At 37.1% G+C, this 23,437-nt stretch carries 23 protein-coding genes and 1 pseudogene; 10 read left to right on the forward strand and 14 right to left on the reverse strand.

Translation table 11 applies throughout. From position 1 onward, the window contains the following. Positions 1 to 12: 12 nt before the first annotated feature. The gene (locus EL165_RS18180; protein ID WP_002983127.1) at positions 13 to 510 is read left to right on the forward strand and encodes a hypothetical protein; all 498 of its coding nucleotides are present in this window, start codon (positions 13 to 15) and stop codon (positions 508 to 510) included. A gap of 68 nt (positions 511 to 578) precedes the next feature. Next, positions 579 to 1,028 (forward strand): hypothetical protein, encoded by a 450-nt coding sequence (locus EL165_RS18185; protein WP_126358673.1) that lies wholly within the window; start codon positions 579 to 581, stop codon positions 1,026 to 1,028. A 135-nt stretch (positions 1,029 to 1,163) separates the two neighbouring features. On the opposite strand, the gene EL165_RS18190 is transcribed toward EL165_RS18185, so the two are convergent. The 5 genes and pseudogenes from EL165_RS18190 to EL165_RS18210 all read right to left on the reverse strand — a co-directional run bounded on the left by EL165_RS18190 (position 1,164) and on the right by EL165_RS18210 (position 4,817). Then, positions 1,164 to 1,400 (reverse strand): hypothetical protein, encoded by a 237-nt coding sequence (locus EL165_RS18190; protein ID WP_002983131.1) that lies wholly within the window; start codon positions 1,398 to 1,400, stop codon positions 1,164 to 1,166. Between the two features lie 169 nt (positions 1,401 to 1,569). Further along, positions 1,570 to 2,499: a gliding motility protein GldB-related protein gene (locus EL165_RS18195; RefSeq protein ID WP_002983134.1), complete on the reverse strand. Its 930-nt coding sequence runs from the start codon at positions 2,497 to 2,499 to the stop codon at positions 1,570 to 1,572. Continuing rightward, entirely contained in the window at positions 2,471 to 2,941 is a 471-nt protein-coding gene (locus tag EL165_RS18200) for a YciI family protein (protein WP_002983136.1), read from the reverse strand. The genes EL165_RS18195 and EL165_RS18200 overlap by 29 nt, the downstream gene beginning before the upstream one ends. Positions 2,942 to 3,065: 124 nt before the next feature. After that, a pseudogene (gene pncB, locus EL165_RS18205) lies at positions 3,066 to 4,245 on the reverse strand (nicotinate phosphoribosyltransferase). A 95-nt stretch (positions 4,246 to 4,340) separates the two neighbouring features. Continuing rightward, entirely contained in the window at positions 4,341 to 4,817 is a 477-nt protein-coding gene (locus EL165_RS18210; protein WP_002983141.1) for a Dps family protein, read from the reverse strand. A gap of 448 nt (positions 4,818 to 5,265) precedes the next feature. Here EL165_RS18210 and rpsL point away from each other — a divergent pair, with 448 nt between their 5' ends. The 7 genes from rpsL to EL165_RS18245 all read left to right on the forward strand — a co-directional run bounded on the left by rpsL (position 5,266) and on the right by EL165_RS18245 (position 12,140). Further along, positions 5,266 to 5,679 carry a 30S ribosomal protein S12 gene (gene rpsL / locus EL165_RS18215; protein WP_002983146.1) on the forward strand — a complete coding sequence of 138 codons (414 nt, stop codon included), beginning with the start codon at positions 5,266 to 5,268 and terminating at the stop codon, positions 5,677 to 5,679. Positions 5,680 to 5,702: 23 nt separating this feature from the next. Beyond that, positions 5,703 to 6,179: a 30S ribosomal protein S7 gene (rpsG, locus tag EL165_RS18220; protein WP_002983149.1), complete on the forward strand. Its 477-nt coding sequence runs from the start codon at positions 5,703 to 5,705 to the stop codon at positions 6,177 to 6,179. Positions 6,180 to 6,185: 6 nt separating this feature from the next. Then, positions 6,186 to 8,303, forward strand: coding sequence for an elongation factor G (fusA, locus tag EL165_RS18225; protein WP_002983152.1), 2,118 nt, complete (start codon positions 6,186 to 6,188; stop codon positions 8,301 to 8,303). 17 nt (positions 8,304 to 8,320) lie between these two features. Beyond that, on the forward strand, positions 8,321 to 8,626 hold the full coding sequence (rpsJ, locus tag EL165_RS18230; RefSeq protein ID WP_002661363.1) for a 30S ribosomal protein S10: 306 nt from the start codon (positions 8,321 to 8,323) through the stop codon (positions 8,624 to 8,626). Positions 8,627 to 8,940: 314 nt separating this feature from the next. Next, the gene (locus EL165_RS18235; protein WP_002983155.1) at positions 8,941 to 11,202 is read left to right on the forward strand and encodes a TonB-dependent siderophore receptor; all 2,262 of its coding nucleotides are present in this window, start codon (positions 8,941 to 8,943) and stop codon (positions 11,200 to 11,202) included. 15 nt (positions 11,203 to 11,217) lie between these two features. Next, positions 11,218 to 11,505, forward strand: coding sequence for a hypothetical protein (locus EL165_RS18240; RefSeq protein ID WP_002983160.1), 288 nt, complete (start codon positions 11,218 to 11,220; stop codon positions 11,503 to 11,505). 134 nt (positions 11,506 to 11,639) lie between these two features. Continuing rightward, positions 11,640 to 12,140 (forward strand): low affinity iron permease family protein, encoded by a 501-nt coding sequence (locus EL165_RS18245; protein WP_002983161.1) that lies wholly within the window; start codon positions 11,640 to 11,642, stop codon positions 12,138 to 12,140. Positions 12,141 to 12,170: 30 nt separating this feature from the next. On the opposite strand, the gene EL165_RS18250 is transcribed toward EL165_RS18245, so the two are convergent. The 7 genes from EL165_RS18250 to EL165_RS18280 all read right to left on the reverse strand — a co-directional run bounded on the left by EL165_RS18250 (position 12,171) and on the right by EL165_RS18280 (position 21,493). Continuing rightward, entirely contained in the window at positions 12,171 to 14,894 is a 2,724-nt protein-coding gene (locus EL165_RS18250; RefSeq protein WP_002983164.1) for a hypothetical protein, read from the reverse strand. A 79-nt stretch (positions 14,895 to 14,973) separates the two neighbouring features. Next, complete coding sequence (locus tag EL165_RS18255; protein WP_002983166.1) at positions 14,974 to 15,951, reverse strand: hypothetical protein; 978 nt, start codon at positions 15,949 to 15,951, stop codon at positions 14,974 to 14,976. A 249-nt stretch (positions 15,952 to 16,200) separates the two neighbouring features. Beyond that, positions 16,201 to 16,623, reverse strand: a complete 423-nt coding sequence (locus EL165_RS18260; RefSeq protein WP_002983169.1) for a hypothetical protein — start codon at positions 16,621 to 16,623, stop codon at positions 16,201 to 16,203. Positions 16,624 to 16,814: 191 nt separating this feature from the next. Then, positions 16,815 to 17,627 carry a hypothetical protein gene (locus EL165_RS18265; RefSeq protein WP_002983173.1) on the reverse strand — a complete coding sequence of 271 codons (813 nt, stop codon included), beginning with the start codon at positions 17,625 to 17,627 and terminating at the stop codon, positions 16,815 to 16,817. A 5-nt stretch (positions 17,628 to 17,632) separates the two neighbouring features. Continuing rightward, positions 17,633 to 18,364, reverse strand: a complete 732-nt coding sequence (locus tag EL165_RS18270) for an MIP/aquaporin family protein (RefSeq protein ID WP_002983176.1) — start codon at positions 18,362 to 18,364, stop codon at positions 17,633 to 17,635. Between the two features lie 23 nt (positions 18,365 to 18,387). Then, the gene (gene glpK / locus EL165_RS18275; protein WP_002983179.1) at positions 18,388 to 19,884 is read right to left on the reverse strand and encodes a glycerol kinase GlpK; all 1,497 of its coding nucleotides are present in this window, start codon (positions 19,882 to 19,884) and stop codon (positions 18,388 to 18,390) included. A gap of 10 nt (positions 19,885 to 19,894) precedes the next feature. Beyond that, complete coding sequence (locus EL165_RS18280; protein ID WP_002983182.1) at positions 19,895 to 21,493, reverse strand: glycerol-3-phosphate dehydrogenase/oxidase; 1,599 nt, start codon at positions 21,491 to 21,493, stop codon at positions 19,895 to 19,897. Between the two features lie 116 nt (positions 21,494 to 21,609). Here EL165_RS18280 and EL165_RS18285 point away from each other — a divergent pair, with 116 nt between their 5' ends. After that, entirely contained in the window at positions 21,610 to 22,374 is a 765-nt protein-coding gene (locus EL165_RS18285; RefSeq protein ID WP_041462060.1) for a DeoR/GlpR family DNA-binding transcription regulator, read from the forward strand. Between the two features lie 82 nt (positions 22,375 to 22,456). Here EL165_RS18285 and EL165_RS18290 read toward each other — a convergent pair whose 3' ends face one another. Both EL165_RS18290 and EL165_RS18295 read right to left on the reverse strand, forming a co-directional pair. Then, positions 22,457 to 22,900: a GNAT family N-acetyltransferase gene (locus EL165_RS18290; RefSeq protein WP_002983187.1), complete on the reverse strand. Its 444-nt coding sequence runs from the start codon at positions 22,898 to 22,900 to the stop codon at positions 22,457 to 22,459. An 18-nt stretch (positions 22,901 to 22,918) separates the two neighbouring features. Next, a complete protein-coding gene (locus EL165_RS18295) occupies positions 22,919 to 23,311 on the reverse strand; it encodes a rhodanese-like domain-containing protein (protein ID WP_002983190.1) in 393 nt (130 codons plus the stop codon). Between the last annotated feature and the right edge of the window lie 126 nt (positions 23,312 to 23,437).

Here is a 23,437-nt window from a genome sequence, read left to right on the forward strand (position 1 = left end):
AAAAATACTATTATGAAAACAAATATTTTACTTACATTTTTTATTACTGTAATTATTTTTACACATTATAAATCACAAACAAGCCAACCTATAAACATAACAGATTATCCCAATTTTTATAATCAGACTGTTTCTAAATTAAATAATCTTATGCCAAATAAGACTAACTATTATAATCAGCCGCTCTCAGTTTTCCTCCAGGCATTAGATCAAAATAATATTGCTATAAAAGCTTATGATCCGGGACCATTCGATAATAATTTTTTAACACTTATGTTTATTAATGATGCAGAAAGCTCTTCAGTTATTTATCAAAATGGATATGTTCAACCTCATATAGCAATAACATTTCAGCAACCTTTTGATTTTCAGCAAGCAACCACAATTTTAAATCAATATCATTGGTTTTGGAATTCTACAGTAGAAAATTTCTATAAAAATTTAGTAATCAAAAAGATAGAGTTTTGGTATGTAAGGGGATTAACAAATAAAGCTCAAGCTCCAAAGTGATGAAATTTGTTTTTTCTTTTTTTTTAATGCTTTATTTTCTTAGTGCTTGTACTGTGAAACCAAAATATATGGTTTATCTTTCAACAGGAATTGAAAATGTAAAACTTTTCCCTGCTAATAAAATAGATTCTGCCAGAATAAATATTATAAATATAAATACAAAAGGATCTTTAGAAAAATGTTATAGAGAAAAGAATGTAGTATGTATAAATGATTTAGGTGCAATGATTTTGAATGCAGAATTTCCAAAAGGTATAAGTAACTTTAGAAATGTTTTATTTGAAAAATTTGAGCTTCCCAAAAATGTAAGAGAAGGAGAAAATAGGATTCGTATAATTCTAGGTATTAATGATAATTTAGAAAAGATAGAGATTCTAAAGTATACTGATAAAAATACAAAAAAAGCTCTTGAAGAAGTTTTTAAAGTAAAAGAACTCAATACATGGAAATCAGCAAAGATGTATGGTATTCCGGTAAAGGAACAGTTTGAAATAAGTATTTTTATAGAAAATAAATAATAAAAACAAACAACTGACTAGATTGATAAGATTATATAAATAAACTTTGATAAACAAAACCACTAATTAGGTGGTTTTGTTTAATTAAATATACTAAAAAAGTGAGCCGGAAAGCTCACTTTTTTATTCATCAGATTATGGGGTGATAATGATCGGATCAGGAAATGGTTCTAGAATCAATGGCTTGCACATGGCTGCCGGCTGACAGGTTCCCCCAATGCATATAAAATTAGTCATTGTGGTAGTTCCGTCAGGACATCTGATCATCGCTTCACCATGACATCCTCCGGGGCATTGTGCCGGGTACAGTGTCCCTCCGAATACATCTTTCAGTTCTGTTCTCGAGAGTTTTGTAAAATTCTTTTTTTTCATGAGATTAATTTTTAATTATAATTTGGTTGTTGGTAACTCGCTCACAATTAAATAAGTAAGCTGGTTGCTTAATAACTAAATTAATTAAATTAATTCATTATATAAAGAAATATGTTTCAAAATTTAATTTCTTATAAGTAATTTCCTTTTCAGAATCGCACAGAAAAAATCAGAATCCACTTTTTTCATAAATTTCTCGGGGTGATTTTGTAAAAACATCTTTCCACGAATCTTTGCCATTCTTTAGCACATATTGCTCAATAATTTTGTAGCCAATATAATACCCTATTGCACCGGGAAGTTTTTCATTAAGTTTTGTCTCTCTGCTCCTGAAAACATCTATAATGTTATTGTCCTCTGAAAATTTATTTTTTTCAAAAAAAGATTTAATTAATTCTATATTTTTTTCGCATAACTTTAATTCTGAATCTGTGTAACCAAGATGTTGGGCAAGAGTATATTTTTTATTCCAGTATTTTTGATTGACCCAAACGGCAAACCCTTCTCCGATGATTGGTTCCAGTGCTGTCTTGTCATTGTGTTGGTTTGTTTCCATCATAATTTGATGGGTAATTTCATGAGGTAGAATTTGCTCAATGCTTTCTGTGGACTTATTGTTTTCATGAGATAAGTCAATCACCATCGCGTATCTGCCTAATCCCCCTAAATCAGTCCATGCAGGGCCGAATAGTATGTACCAGTCACCTTTAGTATCATAGCCGGTCAGAGCTTTCATGCCTTTAGAAAACTTTTGAAGAGATCTGGTGATTTGTTTTCCGTTCACATCTTTGCTTTTTTCAATCCATTTATCTGTTTGAGACTGATTGTCATTGAGCCACTGTACAACTTTAGCAGAATTTCCAAGATATCCATTCCATAGCTTTTGATAGGGAGTATAAATAGAATCTGCATATATCCTATTTCTCTGGATAGAATCCGAATTTCTATACTTCTTTAATATTCTGATTTGTACTGTAGAAACATCAATTGTGTTGATACTTTTTTGCGCAGGAAGACTCTGGAGGAAAATGATAAGGAAGATTGAAAGATATTTTTTCACATTCAATGTTTTAAGGTTTTTGTTTTGCAATTTCATCATGATGCTTAAGGTATAAAGGTAAAGCAGCGGATCCGTACCAAGGAAAAATTTCATAGCTGAAAATGCCGGCCTGAACTGCAGGATCTGTTTTTACCCACTGTTCAGCTTCTTCCTTAGATTTGGTGTTGAAGATAAACATACCTCGGTAGTTCTCTTTATTTTTTTCAAGAAAAGGTCCGGCAACAACAATTTTGCCTTCATTGGCCAGCTTACCGATATTGTTCATGTGTCCTTTCATAAGTTCACTCATTTGAGCTTTATCCTCAATATGGGTAGTGCCTGTTGTCAGCATGACGATAGTATATGGTTTCATGCCGTATTTATCTGCTCCTAAAGATGTTGCCAGTTCCTGATTATATTTAGTTTTTTCTGGTTTCTTTTCCTGAGCAAAAGACAATACTGATATGAGAAGGCATGTAAGTAGTAACGTTTTTGATTTCATCTTGTTTATTTTGATAAATATAATAAATCCTTACAGATTTCTGTAAGCTGAATTTCAAACGGTGATATGAAACAAAAAAACCTCGATGGCTACGAGGTCTTATCTGATTATTCTGATGAGATTACTAATTTTTAATTCTTAAAAATTCTTTAGCTAATTCGATCATCTTTGGATCTCCGGTATATTTACCATGTTCATCAGAAAGTTTTACTGTTGGAATCCATTCTTTATTGGGAGCCTGAACGCCAATAAGCTTCATGACGATATTCATTGGTTTCAGTCCCACATCATTGGTAAGGTTGGTTCCGATTCCGAATGAAATACCAATTTTTCCTCTGCAATAGTTTGGTAATTTCTTCTACCTTTTCAAGATTTAAGGCGTCAGAGAAAATGATATATTTAAACATAGGATTGATACCATTTTTTTGATAGTGGGCAATAGTCTTATCTGCAAATTCCAGTGCATCACCACTGTCATGACGTACACCATCAAAAAGCTTTGCAAATTTTTTGTCGAACTGCTGGAAGAAAACATCCGTGGTATAAGTATCAGACAAAGCCACTCCAAGATCTCCTCTGTAAACATCTACCCAATGTTCCAGAGCCAGTTCATTAGCCATTTTGAATCCATATTCTGCGGCATGGAACATGAACCATTCGTGAGCATGAGTTCCGATAGGCTTAACCCCATACTTCATGGCAAAGTGAACATTCGAGCTTCCGATAAAAGTAGAATCCTTTTTTTGAGTCAAAGCTTCCATTACAAGATTCTGTACCTTATAAGAATGTCTTCTTCTGGTTCCGAACTCAGCAAAAGTTACCCCAAGTCTTCCCAGTGAGTCGGCTTTTTCAATCGTTTTGCTCATGACCACTTCATTAGAATCTCTTTCCATGTGGTTCATTTCATAATGCAGTTCACTGATCAAAGCAAGCAGCGGAACTTCCCAAAGGATGGTTCTGTACCAAAGTCCTTCAACAATAACAGAAAGATCGCCTCCCTCCTGATGAATTTTCACTTCAGACGGGTCGTAATGATAGCCTTCTAAAAAATCAAGGTAGGGTAGATCTATATAAGGACAGGTTCTCGCCATGAACTTTTTTTCATCTTTCGTAAGTTTAAGTTCAGCCATTTTATTTACGGCCTCCCTTAAAGCAACGTCAAATCCTTCCGGAAAGTGGTGTTTTCCCCTGTTAATAAATTCGTATTTTACAATAGAACTCGGGAATAGTTTTACCACGGCATTCTGCATGGTTATTTTATAGAAGTCATTATCAAGGATAGAGTTTAATCTGACGTCGTTCATGATATGTGTAATTTTAACGCAAATATAAAAATAAAAAATAAAATCGCCTAAATGTAAGGCGATTTTTTTGAATTATTTCCATGCTTTTGCCGGAGTTATTTTCCAAGATAAGAATTGTACATCCAAACTTCTTTCTCCTGTTCTGTAATATAATCGCTCATTTGCGAGTTAGTACCTTCATCTCCTGCTTCATCGGTGATATCCAAAAGTTCTCTCTGCAGATCAATAACTACTTTAAATGAACTTAAAATCTGCTCAACACTTTTGGTGGCATCTGTTACTTCTTTGCTTTCTTTGATGGTTGCTACCTTTAAATAATCTGAATAGTTATGAGCCGGTGTTGCTCCTAATGTCAGAATTCTTTCTGCAATTTCGTCAATTTTTAACACAAGACTGTTGTATAATTCTTCGAATTTGGGATGAAGGGTAAAGAACTGCTCTCCTTTGATGTTCCAGTGGGAGCCTCTTGTATTCTGATAAAATACAGAGTAGTTGGCTAACAGTACATTTAATTTTTCTGAGATCTTTTTGCAGTCGGCTTCTTTAAGACCGATAATACTAGCATTTTTCATATGTATATATTTATTTTTTAAAGTTAAATTCAATCACCGGCTTCAGTTAAAAGCGAAAAGTGTGTGGTGATTCAATGCGTTTATCATTTGTCTTTCAAATTTACGAAATATCGTGCCGAACACGGTTGATTATTAATAGATGATAACTATAAGAAAGTTTTTTAAAAGAGTTTGGATGTATCGAATTTACTCCTGAAATCTGTTGGAGAACTAAAAAATTATGAAAAATCTCTCACAGGATAAATTTCATAATTATTTAATATTCATTTTTTAAGTGTAAAAACAGATGTACTTCTTTGGATTTTTCGCCTGTATATTATACTTCACCGATTGTCATACCGAAACGTCTTCTGTTTTTGATGTAAGTATTTGATTTTAATTTTTATATAAGTGTTTGCAGATTAAAAAAATATTCCTATTTTTGCACCCTAAAATAAAAAGCAATTAAATGCCTACTATTCAACAATTAGTAAGAAAAGGAAGAGCCACGCTTGCCAAGAAGAGCAAATCGGCTGCCCTTGATTCTTGTCCACAAAGACGTGGTGTATGTACGAGAGTATATACAACTACACCTAAGAAACCTAACTCTGCACTTAGAAAAGTAGCAAGGGTAAGACTTTCTAACGGTAAAGAAGTTAATGCCTATATCCCGGGCGAAGGACACAATCTTCAAGAGCACTCGATAGTATTGGTTAGAGGCGGAAGGGTGAAAGACCTACCGGGAGTACGTTACCACATCGTAAGAGGTGCATTAGACACAGCTGGTGTAAATGGAAGAACACAGAGAAGATCTAAGTACGGAGCTAAGAGACCTAAACCAGGACAAGCAGCTGCTGCGCCTGCAAAAGGAAAGAAAAAGTAATCATTAAATAAGGTACAAAAGCAATGAGAAAGACAAAAGCGAAAAAAAGACCGTTGTTACCAGATCCGAAATTTAATGATCAATTGGTAACGAGATTCGTAAACAACTTAATGCTTGACGGTAAGAAGTCAATCGCATTCAAAATTTTCTATGATGCATTAGATATCGTAGAAACTAAAAAAGGAGATAACGAGAAAACTGCACTTGAAATTTGGAAAGATGCACTTACAAATGTAATGCCTCACGTAGAAGTACGTTCTAGAAGAGTAGGTGGAGCTAACTTCCAGATCCCTATGCCAATCAGAGCTGATAGAAAAATTTCTATGGCAATGAAATGGTTAATCAAATATTCTAAAGCTAGAAATGATAAGTCTATGGCTTTGAAATTAGCTAACGAAGTTGTAGCTGCTTCAAGAGAAGAAGGTGCAGCTTTCAAAAAGAAAACTGATACTCACAAAATGGCGGAAGCTAACAAGGCTTTCTCACACTTCAAATTCTAATCTGAAATGGGAAGAGATCTTAAATTTACAAGAAATATTGGTATTGCTGCTCACATTGATGCAGGTAAGACTACCACTACAGAAAGGATTTTATTCTATACAGGTGTAAACCACAAAATTGGAGAAGTTCACGATGGTGCTTCTACAATGGACTGGATGGAACAGGAAGCAGAAAGAGGTATTACTATTACTTCTGCTGCAACTACTTGTAACTGGAATTTCCCAACAGATCAAGGTAAGAAATTACCTGAAACAAAACCTTACCACTTCAACATCATCGATACACCGGGACACGTTGACTTTACAGTAGAAGTTAACAGATCTTTGAGAGTATTGGATGGATTGGTATTCCTTTTCTCTGCAGTAGATGGAGTAGAGCCTCAGTCTGAAACAAACTGGAGACTTGCAGACAACTACAAAGTTGCCAGAATGGGATTCGTAAACAAAATGGACAGACAAGGTGCTGACTTCTTGAACGTTGTAAAACAAGTAAAAGAAATGTTAGGATCTAATGCAGTTCCAATCGTTTTACCAATCGGTGCTGAAGAAGATTTCAAAGGGGTTGTAGACTTAATTAAAAACAGAGCGATCATCTGGGATGAAGCTGGACAAGGTGCTACTTATGAAGTAGTTCCAATTCCTGAAGACATGAAAGATGAAGTTCTTGAATATAGAGAGAAATTAGTAGAAGCTGTTGCTGATTACGATGAGACTTTGATGGAGAAATTCTTCGAAGATCCGGATTCAATTTCTGAAGAAGAAATCAACGAAGCTCTTAGAAAAGCTACTATCGACCTTTCTATCATTCCTATGACTTGTGGTTCTTCATTCAAGAACAAAGGAGTACAGTTCATGCTTGATGCTGTTTGTAAATATCTTCCTTCTCCACTAGATAAGGATAATATCAAAGGAACAGACCCAAGAACTGATGCTGATATTGAAAGAAAACCATCTGTAGAAGAGCCTTTCTCTGCATTAGCATTTAAGATTGCTACTGACCCGTTCGTAGGTAGATTAGCATTCTTCAGAGCTTATTCAGGAAGACTTGATGCAGGTTCTTATGTTCTTAACACAAGATCTGGAAACAAAGAAAGAATTTCCAGAATCTATCAGATGCACGCTAACAAGCAAAATCCAGTAGAATATATTGAAGCTGGAGATATTGGTGCAGCTGTAGGATTTAAAGATATCAAAACAGGAGATACATTATCTGATGAAAAGAACCCAATCGTTCTTGAATCTATGATCTTCCCAGATCCGGTAATCGGTATCGCTGTTGAGCCTAAAACTAAAGCTGACCAGGATAAAATGGGTAACGCTTTGGCTAAATTAGCTGAAGAAGATCCAACTTTCCAGGTTAAAACTGACGAGGCTTCAGGACAAACTATCATCTCTGGTATGGGTGAGCTTCACCTTGACATCATCGTTGACCGTATGAGAAGAGAGTTTAAAGTAGAAGTTAACCAAGGACAGCCGCAGGTAGAATACAAAGAAGCTCTTACTCAAAAAGCTAACCACAGAGAAGTTTACAAAAAGCAGTCTGGAGGTAGAGGTAAGTTCGCAGATATCGTATTCGAAATTGGTCCGGCTGACGAAGGTAAAGTAGGTCTTGAATTCATCAACGAAATTAAGGGTGGTAACATCCCTAAGGAATTCGTTCCTTCAGTTGAAAAAGGATTCAGAGAAGCAATGAAGAATGGTCCATTAGCTGGATTCGAGGTTGAATCAATGAAAGTTACATTGAAAGATGGATCTTTCCACGCAGTTGACTCTGACCAGTTATCATTCGAATTAGCTGCTAAATTAGGATTCAAAGAATCCGGTAGAGCTGCTAAAGCTGTTATCATGGAGCCAATCATGAAACTTGAGGTTGTAACGCCTGAAGAATACATGGGGGATATCGTAGGTGACCTTAACAGAAGAAGAGGTACTGTAAACGGTATGGATGACAGAAACAATGCTAAAGTGATCAAAGCTTTCGTTCCACTTTCTGAAATGTTTGGTTATGTAACTTCACTAAGAACATTATCTTCTGGTAGAGCTACATCTTCTATGGAGTTTGAAAGATATGAAGCTGCTCCGCAAAACGTTGCTGAAGAAGTAATCGCTAAAGCTAAAGGTTAATATTAAATTAGATTAAAATGTCACAAAGAATCAGAATAAAACTTAAGTCTTACGATTACAACTTGGTAGATAAATCTGCAGAGAAAATCGTAAAAACGGTAAAGGCTACTGGTGCTGTTGTAAACGGTCCTATTCCATTACCAACAAATAAGAGAATCTTCACAGTGTTGAGATCTCCGCACGTAAACAAGAAAGCAAGAGAGCAGTTCCAACTTTCAGCTCACAAGAGACTAATGGATATCTACTCTTCTTCTTCTAAGACTGTTGATGCTCTAATGAAATTAGAACTTCCTTCAGGTGTAGACGTTGAAATTAAAGTGTGATAAATGCATACTTTGCAATGATTATACAGTCCGCCGTCCCTTTTTTAGGGGCGGATTTTTTTATGATATTATTTTACAGAATAGGGCAGATTTGTGGCTGGCAAATCTGCTTTTTTTGTATTGTACTTTTTTTAACCATATCAAGTCTGAAGAATAGTACTTATAACGATTGACGATTACTGTTTCAATGTTTTAAAGGCTCCTCATTGCTGATTAATGATCTGATAATTACAGTACTCTTTAGGGTGACATAAGTCACATTCATTTGTTTATTTAGAATTAATAAAAATAATAATTTTACAAAAAATTAACAGATGAATAAAGTAGTATCCTTTTCTCTGCTTGTATTGGGTGGGGTTTTTGTAAATGCACAGAAAATTAATGATTCTATTAAAAAGTCGAAGGAAATTGACGAAGTGGAATTATTCGGTGAAAGAAAAAAGCAGCCGCAAGGTTTGGAAGCCATCACAAGGCTGCCATTGAAAACCAGAGATCAGATTCAGAGTATTTCTGTGATCTCTCACAAAGCAATTGAAGAATTAGGAGCTCTTACCGTTACCGATGTTGCCAAAAATGTACCTGGTGTAACGCTGTTTTCAAGTTACGGAGGGGGAAGTGAAAGTATGTCTATCAGAGGGTATCGAGGAGTTCCTGTATTGAAGAACGGAGTTCAGATGGATTCGGATTTCCGTACTGCAGGGATGATGACAGATATGCAGGGAGTAGAAAGTATCCAGGTTATTAAAGGTTCTGCAGCCGTAAGCCAGGGAATTGGAAATGGGTTAGGATCTGCAGGAGGAGTCATTAATGTAGTGACCAAAAGACCTCAGTTTATTGATCAGACCAATGTAGGATTCCGGTACGGAAGCTGGGATTTTTACAGACCTACAGTGGACTTCCAGAGAGTATTGGACCAGCAGGGGAAAGTAGCGGTTAGATTCAATGGAGCATATCAGAACAACAATTCATTCAGGAGCCATGTAAAAGGAGAGAGAATTTATGTGAACCCGTCTATCGCTTTCCGTCCGGACGATAAAACTTACATTAATGTAGAGATGGATTATTTACATGATAAAAGAACTCCGGACAGAGGAACTATTAACCTGGCACCTGGAAATATAGAAGCATTATATCATATGCCAAAAGGCAAGTTCCTGGGATATACTTCTGATTATTCCATGACGGAAACATATAATTTTGCCACTACAGCTATTCGCCAGCTAAATGACAAGTTTAAAGTGAGGGCTGCTTTTATAAATTCTGTAACGAATTCAGATAGCGAGGCCTCATCCATCTCTTTACCAACCGGAGGAACAAATTATAATATCAGACAGCGTACCATTGGAAAATCCGAGTCATTAGATGTCAACAGGGTTTTGCAGCTGGATTTCATTGGTGAAAACGTAAAAACAGGAATTATTAATCATACTTTCCAGGTTGGATTTGATTGGAGAGAAACTGAAACATCTTCTGTAACCTATGAAGCATACAAAAACTCTATAGCACCCGGAAATTTAATTACAGCAAGACCTACGGAGATTGCAGGTGTGAAGTACGCCGCTAATCCGCTTGATATATTTGATGTAGTAAACGGATCTATTCCGAATACACTTCCTGTAAACGTTATTTATAAAAATCTTGGACGTTCTAACGCTGTATTGACTCCAAGTATCGGAGCAATGGCTCAGGACGTGATGTCAATCGGTAAATATGTAAAAGCACATCTGGGAATCAGATACAGCAGACTGAACGGCTCTGCCAATGAATCTGTAGATACATGGAATCCTAATTTCGGATTGATCATTTCTCCAATTGAAAATATTAATGTTTTCGGATCCTATACCACAACAACTTCATTAAGATCTTCCAATAACATTCTCCAGGCCGGAGGTTTGGTAGGGCCATCCCATACAAAACAGTGGGAAGCAGGAATTAAATCTGATTGGTTTAATGAACGTTTGAGATTTAATGTTACCTGGTTTGACATTAATACAGATAATCTTTCATTCCAGATTCTGGATGCCAACTATAATCCGATTAAAGATGCCAATAAAAATATCCTTTACGGATTAGCAGGTAATTTAAGAAGAAAAGGAGTAGAGGTAGAACTTATCGGAAGAATTTTACCAAACCTTCAGGTAATGTCAGGATGGGCATATCTGGATGCCCAGTATCAGGACAGTCCGGCATATATCAATGGTTCAAGGCCGATGAATGCTCCAAAGCATACAGCAAATGCATGGCTGAATTACAAATTTAACAAAGGAATATTAGACAGGGTAGATGTTGGAGCAGGGATTTACTACGTGGGACAGCGTCCTGTAGATGAGTGGACACAAAAGACATTCAGCGCAGGCCACATTAATAGTGTAAAACCGGGAGATCAGCCTTTCGATATGCCACAGTATACAACAGTAGATGCGCAGGTTGGATATTCTATGAAAAACGGAATGGGAGTAAGAGTATTCTTTAATAATATTTTTGATAGTGTTGGTTACAGCTCTTATTTCAGAGGTGGATATATCGATCAGATCCAGCCGAGAAACTTTGCAGTACAGGTAAACTATAAATTCTAACTCAAAAAAAATTGTATGAAAATTATTAGAGCAATACTCTTAATATTGATTGCAGGAGCTGGTGTAGCGTCATGTTCCGAAGAACATTTGTCCGAAGAAGAACTGAAAACTGCCAGAGAAAATATCGAAAAAAATTACAATAATCCTAAAAGTATATACTCATGGGGTAACATTTCTCCATGGAAGGATCACTGGAATAATACATTTTATCCAAAAGCTTTTTCACCTGATCAAATTGGAAAGAGTATGATCGCAGAAGAAAAGCAAAACCTGGAAAATCATTTCTCGGAAAAAATTAAATAGCATAGTTTCAATCATTCATATCAATTTTAATTGAAAGCATTAAGACAGTAAGTTGTCTTAATGCTTTTTTGTAGGTATTTGTTACCTCTTATTCCTCTTAATTTTATACATTTATTATGTTAAAAACCAAGATTATGGGACATACGGGAAATCATTTTTTTGAAAAATTTTCAAACTGGGCTGTAAAATTTACAGGAAGTCCACATGCTTTTATGGGAGCTTTCATCATCGTTGTGGTATGGGCGGTTACCGGTCCTTTCTTTGACTATTCTGAAACATGGCAGCTGGTCATCAACACCGGAACCACCATTATTACATTTCTGATGGTATTCCTTATTCAGAAGGCTCAGAATAAAGATTCAAAGGCAATACAGATTAAGCTGAATGAGATTATTGCTGCTCATGAAAAAGCCAGTAACAGAATTGTAGATATTGAAGATCTTACAGAAGCAGAGCTGGATCAGCTTCATTGCTATTATGAAAGACTTGCCCAACTGGCGAAAAAAGATTATGATATCCATACTTCCCATTCTATTGATGCTGCCCAGAGAAATCAGGATTACAAGTATGAATTCTTCAAAAGAAAACACGAAGAATGGATTCAGAAGCAGGAACAAAAAAAGGAATCGAATTGATTCCTTTTTTATTTCTATACTTTACAATAGTTATCTCATGAAATAATTAAAATAACTACAGCTTCCCATTAAACTCTTCGTTGTTTCGGTATCGGAATACTGCGCTTTCAGCTGAGCGAAATAGGTTCTGTATTTTTGATTTTTAAGTTGGTCCATTTCCTTTTGGCGTGCATCTTCTTTCTCAGACCATTTCGGATCAGAATAATCAAAATCTTTTGGTGCCTTCGCTTCATATTGGTAATATTTGCCTTGTTCAGCACTTGCCATCTGGAACAGGATTCTTGCTTTTTCTTCCTTGTTATTTGAAAGCTTAAGGGCTTTTTGATAATAATTAATTGAAAGATCAAAATTATCAGGTTCAATATATGAAGTATCCAGGAAGTTTTTATAATAATACTGATAAGGATTCTTTCTGTCCGTATTCCAGAAGTCATATTTACCTCCGTTACTGTTATCAATATCCATCACAAATAACTGACGGTAATATCCTAAGATAGAAGTATTGTACAACAGGTTTCCGATAAGCTGATTCGCTTTTGCTGCCTTTTCGTCCGTACCGGATCCAATCTTCTTAAGCTGAATCAATGCATCGGCAAGCTCAAGTTTATTCATGCTTGTTTTGATGAAAGGGAAGTCGGTATAATTTTCGGCTTCCATACTTTCGTTTTCAGGACTTCCAAAACTTTCCCATACATTATGCCCGAATACAAGATTTGAAATATTTTTAAATCCGTTGTATTCAGCAGGAGCATACTGTTTAGCTGTAACAGTCTGTCCTTCTTTTTCTGTCCATTCATAATTCTGTCTTGGAATACCGGCAAAGTTTTTTGCTTTTTCATAATAAGACTTCGCCTTTTCAAAGTCCGCAAGTCTCATGGCTCTGTCTCCGTAAATTGTATTGAAAAAGGCATCAATATCACCTACACTGTCCATATTTTTAGCAATGATCTGCTGTTCAAACTGGGTTTTATTAGGTTTTCTGTAAAATGCTTCCACACTCTTCACAAGGCTTGAGTTAGGGTTATATTGCAGATCCGAAAGTTTGTTGTTCATCAGGAATGATTTTCCATCTTCGCCCTGAAGGAAATAACGGTTGGCGAGCACATCTTTAAGGAAATCAGCAGTAGACGGTACTTCACCGTAATAATCAAAATTATCAGTTGTGGCAGTATCCTTTTCTACCTTTTTCTCTACAAAATACTCCGCATAATCTTTCATCAGGCGGTCTTCATATGCTGCGTCAATTCTTGGCTGGGAAACGATATCATTCAGAACCTTCATTCTTTTGATTTCTTCCAGATATTCCGGATTGGTAGTTTTGATATCGGTAAGGATTTCCGTACTTCCTTTGTAATCTTTTTTAAGGAATTTAAGGTAAGCATCTGCAATCTGCCAGAACTCATCCTTAGACTTTTCTTTGGTTTTGTCAGTGAACTTCTGAAGGTCGTCAAGATAGTCCTTCATTTTATCATCATAACCATAACCGGAAGTAGTATAGAACGGAATTCTGTTTGGGTTATCCAGTAACTCATCATCACTCTGATCTGTTTTACTTCCATCAGCGGTTTCTTTTTTAGATCCCCCGAACAGGTTTTTAAAGAATCTCACAATTTTTTGCCAGAATGAAAGCTTTTCTTCCTTTACTTCAGTTGTGGAGGTAGCTTTGTCATCCTTTGAAGAGACATTGTTATCTGCTTTTCCTCTTTGTACGTAAGGACTTTTAGCCGCATCAGAATTGTAATAATACACTGGAAGGTAACTCCTTTCCAGCTCATTGATGCTTCTTGCAGCCATTACCTTCAGGATCTCAGAATCAGGATTGATCTCATACATCTTTTCCATCGTAGGAATCGGGTTGTTGAAATCTTCATACCCTAAAAGGAAATAAGCCATATTCTTTTCTTCATTCGTTCCGGCTCTTTTCATGATATTGCTGAAAGAGGCAGTATCTGAAAGCTTCATAGAGACAAATGCAGATTCCTTGCGGTCTTTGCTGTTCATGAATACCTGAAAGAAATTCCAGTTGGCATCGCTGTTCATTTCCAGCCCTCTTTGTGCCCCGGCAAGCTGATCAAGAGCCATGAAATATACCGTTCCTTTTAATTTGACAGGCGCAACATAAGTTTTGAAAGCCTGTACAGCAGAATCGTAATTTCTGGTATAATGATTCAGACGTACCAGCTGGTATCCGTAGCGCTGCTTGATTTCAGGATTTCTCGCTGCATTATATAAAGACGTTAAAGCTGCAATGGTTTTATTGTAATCCAGAGCTGTTGCATTTTTCCTGTTGGCATCTCTGTCGTAGTAAAATGAATTTTCACTTTCGATATAATTGATGCTCATATAAGGCTCAAGATATTTGGCTTCAATCAAATAATCAATGCCTTCCTTATACTTCTGGTAAAATCCGGTTCCAAGCTTTTGTAAAAGAGGATTGGTCGGATTTCCGTTCTTTAAGGCATTCAGGTCGTTCATACTCACTTTATAGACCAGATTCTGAGTCTCAGTATAGCTAAGCTGATTGTTGAAAAACTTTTTCCATGTTTCAACGTTGTCATCAGGAATCAATGCCGGATTGTAACCTCCATAAAACCTGCTTGAATAGTTGTGCAGAAAGGGAAGATAAGCTTTGTCTTTAATGATCGTTTGTGTAAAAAGGTTGAAGTAATCATAATCAGGATCCGACCATGCACAGGCATCAGATTGGGTATAGAAAAGTGATACAACCGCAAGTGAAAGAATATACTTTTTCATAGGGTTTGTAGTGTTTTTTTTAAAAGTTTATAATATTGTATGATAAGGTTCAGGCTGGCTGATCTCCATTTGCCGGAGATTAAAATTTACGGTCTGACACAAATTTACTATCTAATTGATAATAAATAATATTAAAATGTGGTATTTTTTTCTGTAAAAAGTCAATAACGTCGTTAAGCTGTTCTTCAGATATTTCCTCAACCTTTATTTTAAAGCCTTTGTTTAAATAACTTCCAAAGTAGAAACCGTCTTTCAGAACTTCAGCTTCATGATCGGATATCCTCTTAAAATCAGGATTCTCCAAATCTCGTTTTGATAAAGCATTAATCAGTTTGTGCTTGCCTAAATGGTTGGTGATAATTCCCCATGAGTAAATAGGAAGCGCCACTTCAATTTTCCTGATTGGATAGTCTTCCATTTTTGAAAGATAGCTTTTCAGGATATTCACATCCAGGATAGAATTTTTATCAGACTTTTCAAGGGGTGATGAAGTAGAGTAACACATTAGATATACTTTCTCTACGGGAGGAATGCCGGTTTGTTTTTTATCTTTAACCTGATGAAGGCGAAGCGTACAGGTTATTTGTTTTCCTGAGATTCTGTTGAGTTCCTTCAGAAATTTGAAATAATCATTTCTTGTTCCGGCGGTCCAGTCGCAGTCGATCTGAATTTCATTATTGGTTTTCAGTTTATATTCTTCAGCTTTCTTCTGAACTAAAAGATGAATACTTTCAGCCAGAAATCCGATTTCTTCTGCAGAAATGCCCAGCAAAGTCTGATTGGTGATAAAAACCGTAGGAACAACCTGTTTTTCTGTCTGAAAACTCACATCTTTGGTAATCACTGCTACCGGCTGAAATTTCCCATTGACTTTATCTACATCAAAGAATCTGGTATATAAATAAGGAACTGTTGCTTTTTCCAATGCTTTCTTTTCTGCATGGTCAAGCTTCAGTTTGGTTTTCCAGTAATAAAATGTATAAGGATGATTTTCTTTCCTGCTGCATGATACCATAAGAAAGAGAAGAAATAGAAATAAAATTTTTAAATGTTTCATTGGTGTAAATCACCCTTCAAAATTAAAGATATTTTAGCAGAAAATAAACCGTAAAATCCCGGTGATTGGAAATTATAGGGTAGATAAGCAAAGAAATTTGTATTGTAATATTATGATTTGTTCAAATGCAGTAGGTTGTATAACTATTCCCCTCCTATGGAGGGGTGTCAAATTTATAATTTGACGGGGTGGTTTTGACAAATAATAATAAAACCACCCAAATAGTGTGGCTTTTTAATATATTATTTACTACTTGAAAAATTCACTTTCACAGGTGCAGGTCTCTTTAGTGATACTTTCACTGGATGAACAGCAGCCATCAAGATTCTTTACATTTCCTTTTTCATCGGTAAGGTAGATTTTTTCTTTGTCGAATTTCACAAAAAAGGTTTCCTCATATTTTTTAAAGACTACTTTCATTACCTTATTAGGTGCATATTTTCCTGCATTGATGTCTTCCGTTGTTTCTTCCCCATTGGCCTGATTGATCTGAACATAGCCAAAATGTACATCACCATTACTTTTTACATCCAGATAATAATGAGGAGTACCGGTGCCGCTATATCCTTTCAAAATATCAAAATTCCTGTATCCGATAAAAGGAACATCCGTTTGTTGTGCCCATGTAAAAATACTGATGCACAGAACTATTAAACTGAAAAATTTTTTCATATCTATTTTTTTCAAAAGTAAAAATTTTTAAGCAAAGCATTCACCGTAAAAACACTGTTGTTTAAAATTAAAAAATTGTAAAAGAAATCTCTTTGATAAAATGAGTTGTGAATTTTGATTTGATGCATGTTTTTTATAAAAACAAACCACTCCTAAAAGAAGTGGCTTTCTATCATTGCGTATGAATCAGTTTAAAAAATAGTTGCTGCAAGCTGAATTCTTGCAAATCTATTAGAAGGATTCCACATCGCCATCATTGATACCGGAAGACTGTAATGATCTGTAATCTTAACAACTTTTCCTGCTTTTACTCCTACATTGACAATGTCAAAACTGTTTTTGCCGTTGCCGTACAAAAAGGTTTTATCATTAAGAGCAAATCCGGCCCCCACAAATGCATCCAGATTGACTTTCTGTCCCTTAATAACAGGATAGCTTGCCTGAACGTAAGTAGAGTATCTGTTTTTCTTGTAGCTTCCGTCAGGTTCCAGAATTACTTCTCCGGCATTGGCCCCTCCGTACAGCATGATATCCGCTTCAATATTGATCGGGAATGAAGGCCCGAAAGTATAATTGGTTCTTAAATCAATAATATGGGCAGTTCTTCTCTGTGAATAACTGAAAATGTCATCTGCCGCCACTGCGGTATTGATGTTCCTGGAATTATAAAGATCCCATAATCCAATATAAAAACGTCCGTCAGAATATTGAACATAATAATTGATCTCTTTATAATGGGTGTTGTCCTTATCATCGGCTAATGCAGAAGCTCCCCAGATTCCTACCTTCCATTTTTTCTCTGCATCCAGGGCGTAAGAAAGATTCCCCATCACGACAGGTTTATCCGTAATGATAAGCCCTCTCCATAAGTGATTGTTCTGAATGTTGGCCGTAAAATCAAGTCTTCCTTCTCTGGTATCCTTGGTTTCACCATTTTCCTGTGAAAATAATCTTCCTGTGCCTAAAGCAAGAACGAAGATTCCCTTTAAGATTTTTCTCATCATTTGTCTTATTTTAAAAATCCATATAATACTGCTGCGATAATAGCTCCTGTAATAGGACCTACTACAGGAATCCACGCATATCCCCAATCACTGCTTCCCTTTACAGGTAAAATGGAATGCATGATTCTTGGAGCAAGATCTCTTGCCGGGTTAATGGCATATCCTGTAGTTCCTCCCAGAGATAAACCGATTGCCCAAACTACAAAGGTAACAGGAATCGCTCCGATGGAACCAAGGCCTACTTTGGCCGTTGGATCTGCCTGCAGGGAAATACTTGGATCTGCAAAGTAAAATACGCAGAATACCAGTACAAACGTTCCGATGATCTCACTGATAAGATTGGAAGATGTTTTTCTTATCGCAGGCCCGGTACTGAAGCATGCCAGCTTCGCACCTTCGTCCTCCGTAATAGCAAAATGATCTTTATGAAACAGCCATACTAAAAATGCACCCAGCATTCCTCCTATCATTTGCGCTGCGATATAGGAAGGAACAAGGTCCCATGAGAATTTTCCTGCAACAGCAAGGCCAATGGTTACTGCCGGATTCAGGTGGGCCCCACTTATTGGCCCTGCAACGGTTACTCCCACAAAAACGGCCAATGCCCACGCGGTAGTAATAACAATCCATCCGGAATTATTTCCTTTCGTATCTTTTAAGACAACATTGGCTACAACACCGTTGCCTAACAATATAAGAAGCATCGTACCGATAACTTCTGCAATAAATGGGGTCATATAAGTTTTTTTTAATAAGTGAGTTAATCTTCAATCCAGCTTTGAGCGCTTTTTACAGCTTTCTTCCAGAAGTGGGTCATTTTATTTACCTTCTCTCTGTCCAGTTGAGGGTGGAAGTCTTTATCTACAATCCATTGTTCCTGGATTTCGTCAATACTTTTCCAATATCCTACTGCAAGTCCTGCAAGGTAGGCTGCTCCAAGAGCTGTAGTTTCCAATGTTTTGGGTCTTGTAATTTTGAATCCGAAAAGATCAGACTGGATCTGCATCAGAAGATCACTTGCAGAGGCACCGCCGTCTACTCTTAATTCAAGGCTGGCTCTTCCGGAATCAGCTTCCATTGCTTTTACAATCTCGTATACCTGAAATGCAATCCCTTCCAGGGTAGCTCTGGCGATATGGGCATCGGTAGTTCCGCGGGTAATCCCTACAATCGTTCCGCGCGCATACTGATCCCAGTAAGGAGCACCAAGACCGGTTAATGCAGGAACGAAATAAACACCGCCATTATCTTCTACAGAAGCAGCCAGTTCGTTTACCTGCTCGGAAGAATGAATAAGCTTAAGACCATCTCTCAGCCATTGAATAGCGGCACCTCCTACGAATACACTTCCTTCCAGTGCATAGTTAACCTCTCCATTAATTTTCCATGCTACAGTAGTAAGAAGGTTGTTTTTAGAAGAAACAGCTTCCGTTCCTGTGTTCATTAGCAGGAAGCATCCTGTTCCGTAAGTATTTTTTACCATACCCGGAGTGGTGCACATCTGCCCGAATAAGGCTGCCTGCTGGTCTCCGGCAATACCTGCGATCGGAATTTTGGTAGAGAACAGGGTAGTAGCGGTCTCTCCATATATTTCGCTGCTTTGCTTCACTTCCGGGAGAATATTTTTAGGAATATCAAATAGCTCTAATAAGTCATTATCCCATTCCAGAGTGTGAATATTCAGAAGCATGGTTCTGCTGGCATTGGAAACGTCTGTGATGAACATTTTTCCACGGGTAAGTTTCCAAACAAGCCAGGTATCAACAGTTCCGAAACACAATTTTCCTTCTTCAGCTTTTTGTCTTGCTCCTTCTACATGATCAAGAATCCATTTTAGCTTGGTGGCTGAAAAGTAGGCATCCAAAACAAGTCCTGTTTTTTCTTTGATGGTTTCAGTGTGTCCCTGTTCTTTCAGTTCATCGCAGTATTTTGAAGTTCTGCGGTCCTGCCATACAATGGCATTGTAGATCGGTTCACCGGTTTCTTTATCCCATACAATGGTGGTTTCACGCTGATTGGTAATTCCGATAGCAGCAACTTCCAGTCCGGAGATCCCTGCTTTCGCTATCACTTCTGCTGCTACGGAGATCTGTGAAGACCAGATTTCATTCGGATCGTGTTCTACCCATCCCGGAGTAGGGAATATCTGTCTGAAATCTTTCTGAGATACATATTTGATTTCTCCACTATGGTTGAAGAGAATCGCTCTGGAGGAAGTTGTCCCCTGGTCTAGAGCGAGGATAAGCTTTTCATTCATGTATATAGTGCTAATTTAGGTTGATAACTTTAGGTGAATAAGGAGTCAGTAAATATCCTTTTGCCAGTTCAATGAATTCATTTTCCTGCTGCTGAGCCCATTCTTCAGAATATCCTTTTTCTTCAGCAATAATTCTTGCTACATTATGAGCACTGTCTATTGCTGCTCTCGCATCCAGGAACAACAAACGGACTCTTCTTGCCAGGATATCTTCAATCGTTTCTGCCATTTCTGCTCTCACTGCCCATACAATTTCAGCTACAGTGAAAGGGTGGTCCGGGTGGATCTTTTGTGCATAACGAGGGTTGCTTTCCTGCAATGCTTTTATGGCTGGAATGTCAGATCCATACACATAAAGGTGGTTGGTTCTGTCTACCTGTTCAGGTTTTACATTTCCGTGGATGGACATATGCTCTGTTTTTGATGGGCTGTTTCCCAACCTGTGAACTTTCATAGCTTCATCTACGGTATCTTCCGCCATTTTACGGTAGGTGGTCCACTTTCCTCCGATAATGGAAACCAATCCTGTTTCTGAAGTAATCACTTTGTGGCTTCGGGAAACTTCTTTTGTGCTTTTGCTTCCGTCTTTGGGAGCGGCAAGAGGACGAAGGCCTGCGAAAACAGATTTAACATCTTCACGTGTTGGTTTTTTAGCAAGATATTGTCTGGCTGTATTTAAAACGAAGCTTATTTCCTCTTCCAGTGCTCGAGGTTCAAAGCTTTCATTTTCAAGAAGAGTGTCTGTGGTTCCCACTAAAGCCCGGTCATGCCATGGCACAACAAATAAAACCCTGCCGTCTGAAGTTTTCGGAATCATGATCGCATCATCACTTTTCAGGAAGGATTTGTCCAGTACGAGATGGATCCCCTGGCTTGGTACAACAAGTTTACCATGCTTAGGGTTGTTCATATTCAGGATATCATTCGTGAATACGCCGGTTGCATTGATAACTACTTTACCATGAATCTGATATTGCTGTTTGGAAAACTGGTCTTCTGCAACAACACCGATTATTTTATCAGAAGCGTCTTTTAAAAGGTTGATTACTTTTACATAGTTGACTGCACTTCCGCCTTTTTCAATAATAGTTTGGGTAAGGTTGATCGCAAGTCTTGCATCGTCAAACTGTCCGTCCTGGTAAACAACACCGCTCATTAAGTGGTTTTGTTCAATAGTAGGAAGCTTTTCGACTGTCTTTGATTTGCTGATGTATTTTGTTTTACCCAAACTCAGCTTTCCGGCAAGGAAATCATAAACAGACAATCCTATTTTATAATAGATTCCTCCCCACCATGTGTAGTTGGGAATAATAAAAGACTGATTTTTTACGATATGTGCTGCATTTTTTGCCAGAAGTCCTCTTTCCTTTAATGCTTCTTTTACCAATCCGACATCTCCCTGGGCAAGATATCTTACTCCACCGTGTACCAATTTGGTACTTCTGCTGGAAGTTGCTTTTGCGAAATCGTGAGATTCAAGCAATAAAGTTTTGAATCCCCTGCTTACCGCATCTAATGCTGAACCTAAACCACTGGCTCCTCCTCCTATGACAATAAAGTCCCATTCTTTTACATTGGTTAATTTACTGAGTTCTTCGTTTCGTTTCATAAATGTTTCGTTTATGTTTCGTTTTCAAATATATAAATTAAAAATGAAAGCAAAAAGAAAATAAATGAAATTTTAAGATGTCGGAAAAAATCGGTAATTTTGAGGAAACGAATAAAATGGAAAAGCTATTACCAAGGCAGGATGAAATACTTAAAGAGCTGGATGATAAAGGGCATGTGCTTGTGCAGGATTTGTGTGAAAAGCTCAATGTATCTTCGGTTACGATTCGAAAGGATCTGAACTATCTCGAAAGTCTGGGGCTTCTTTTCAGGAATCATGGAGGAGCAAGTAAGCAGGTAAGGTATGCTTATGAAAAGAATGTAGGGGAGAAAGAAAATATTAATGTAGAGGCGAAGCAGGCTATTGCAAGGGCTGCACTTCCATTGATCCAGGAGAATGACTGTATTATATTGGCGTCAGGAACTACAATGCATTATCTTGCGAGAATGTTGATGAACTTCGGTCCGCTTACAGTGTTGACATCCTCTTTACGGGTGGCAATTGAGCTTTGCAATAATCCTAATATTAATGTGATCCAGTTGGGAGGGGAAGTGAGGAAAAGCTCAACTTCCATTGTAGGGTCTATTTCAGAAGGAATTCTCAAACAGTTTTCCTGCAATAAACTTTTTCTGGGTGTAGACGGGATTGATCTTGAATTTGGAATCAGTACTTCCAATGCTGCAGAGGCACATCTTAATCAGGTTATGATCGAATGTGCGGATAAGACCGTGGTTTTGGCGGATTCCTCAAAATTAAATAAGAAAGGTTTCGGGAAGATCGCTTCACTGGATGAAGTAGATTATCTGATTACAGATGATGGCATAGGTAAGGAAGATAAGTCCGCATTGGAAGAAAGGGGAGTTACAGTTATTGTAAAATAAGCTACATTTAGCTTGATCAAATAGTTAAAACAGAGACATTTTGACTTCAGAATGTCTCTGTTTTAATCAAGAATCATTTATGTTATACTTTCCAGAAAAACCTTTCTTTGTTTTTTCTTTCCGCTCCAAGCAAAGTGTAGAATTTGATGGCCCTTCTATTAAAACCTGGAGTCTGCCACTGGATTATCGGGCAGCCTTGTTCTTTTGAGTAACTTTTTATTAATTCCATTATTTGTTTTCCTGTTCCGTTTCCCCTTGCATTTTCTTTTAAAAACAGACAGTCAACGTACATATAATAGCCGGCGTCCCAGGTGGAGAACTGTCTGAAAAATGTTGCATATCCTATTATTTCAGTATTAGATTCTGCAATCAGGCATTTTATTTCAGAATCCGGATTGAGAATGTGTTTAGATAGCTGTTCCTTTTTGTTTTCTTCTTTAAAAGAGCTTCTTTCGTACTGCGCATGGGCTTTACATAATTCAATAATGGAACTCAGGTCTTTTTCTTCGGCAAATCGTATTTTCATGTCTCTCTTATTCTTGGGTTAGCAGGCGCATACAAAAGTGGAACCATTGGTAGGCTCGGTTCCTGCTGTGGCGTAGCCGTCAAATTTCCACCATTCGATTCCTCCAATTAATTCAACGACTTTAAAACCTAATTGAGTCATTTTTAAAGCCCCTTTCGTGGAAGCATTACAGCCAATCCCGTCACAATAGCAGACATATATTTTTGACTTGTCAAGGTGCTGTGTGCTCTCTTCTGTCATTTCCCGATGGGGAAGATTAATTGCGGATGGAATGTGCTCTTTGCTGTAGCCATTTGGTCTTCTGGTATCTACTGCTATATAATCTGTACTGTTTTGAAATGCATCATACAGATCTGAAGGGTCCATTTCATACATTAATTTTTTCTGGTAGAATTCAATTTGTTCTTGCATAATTTTTAAATTGTTTACGATGCAAAACTATGTTCGGGTTTGTTCTTTTCCAAAGATTGAAATTGAATGCTCTGCAGTTTTAAATGAAATATTTTCAAACATTGTCTTGCGTTATATTGTTAACTT

Source organism: Chryseobacterium gleum, assembly GCF_900636535.1.
Lineage (GTDB): Bacteria > Bacteroidota > Bacteroidia > Flavobacteriales > Weeksellaceae > Chryseobacterium > Chryseobacterium gleum.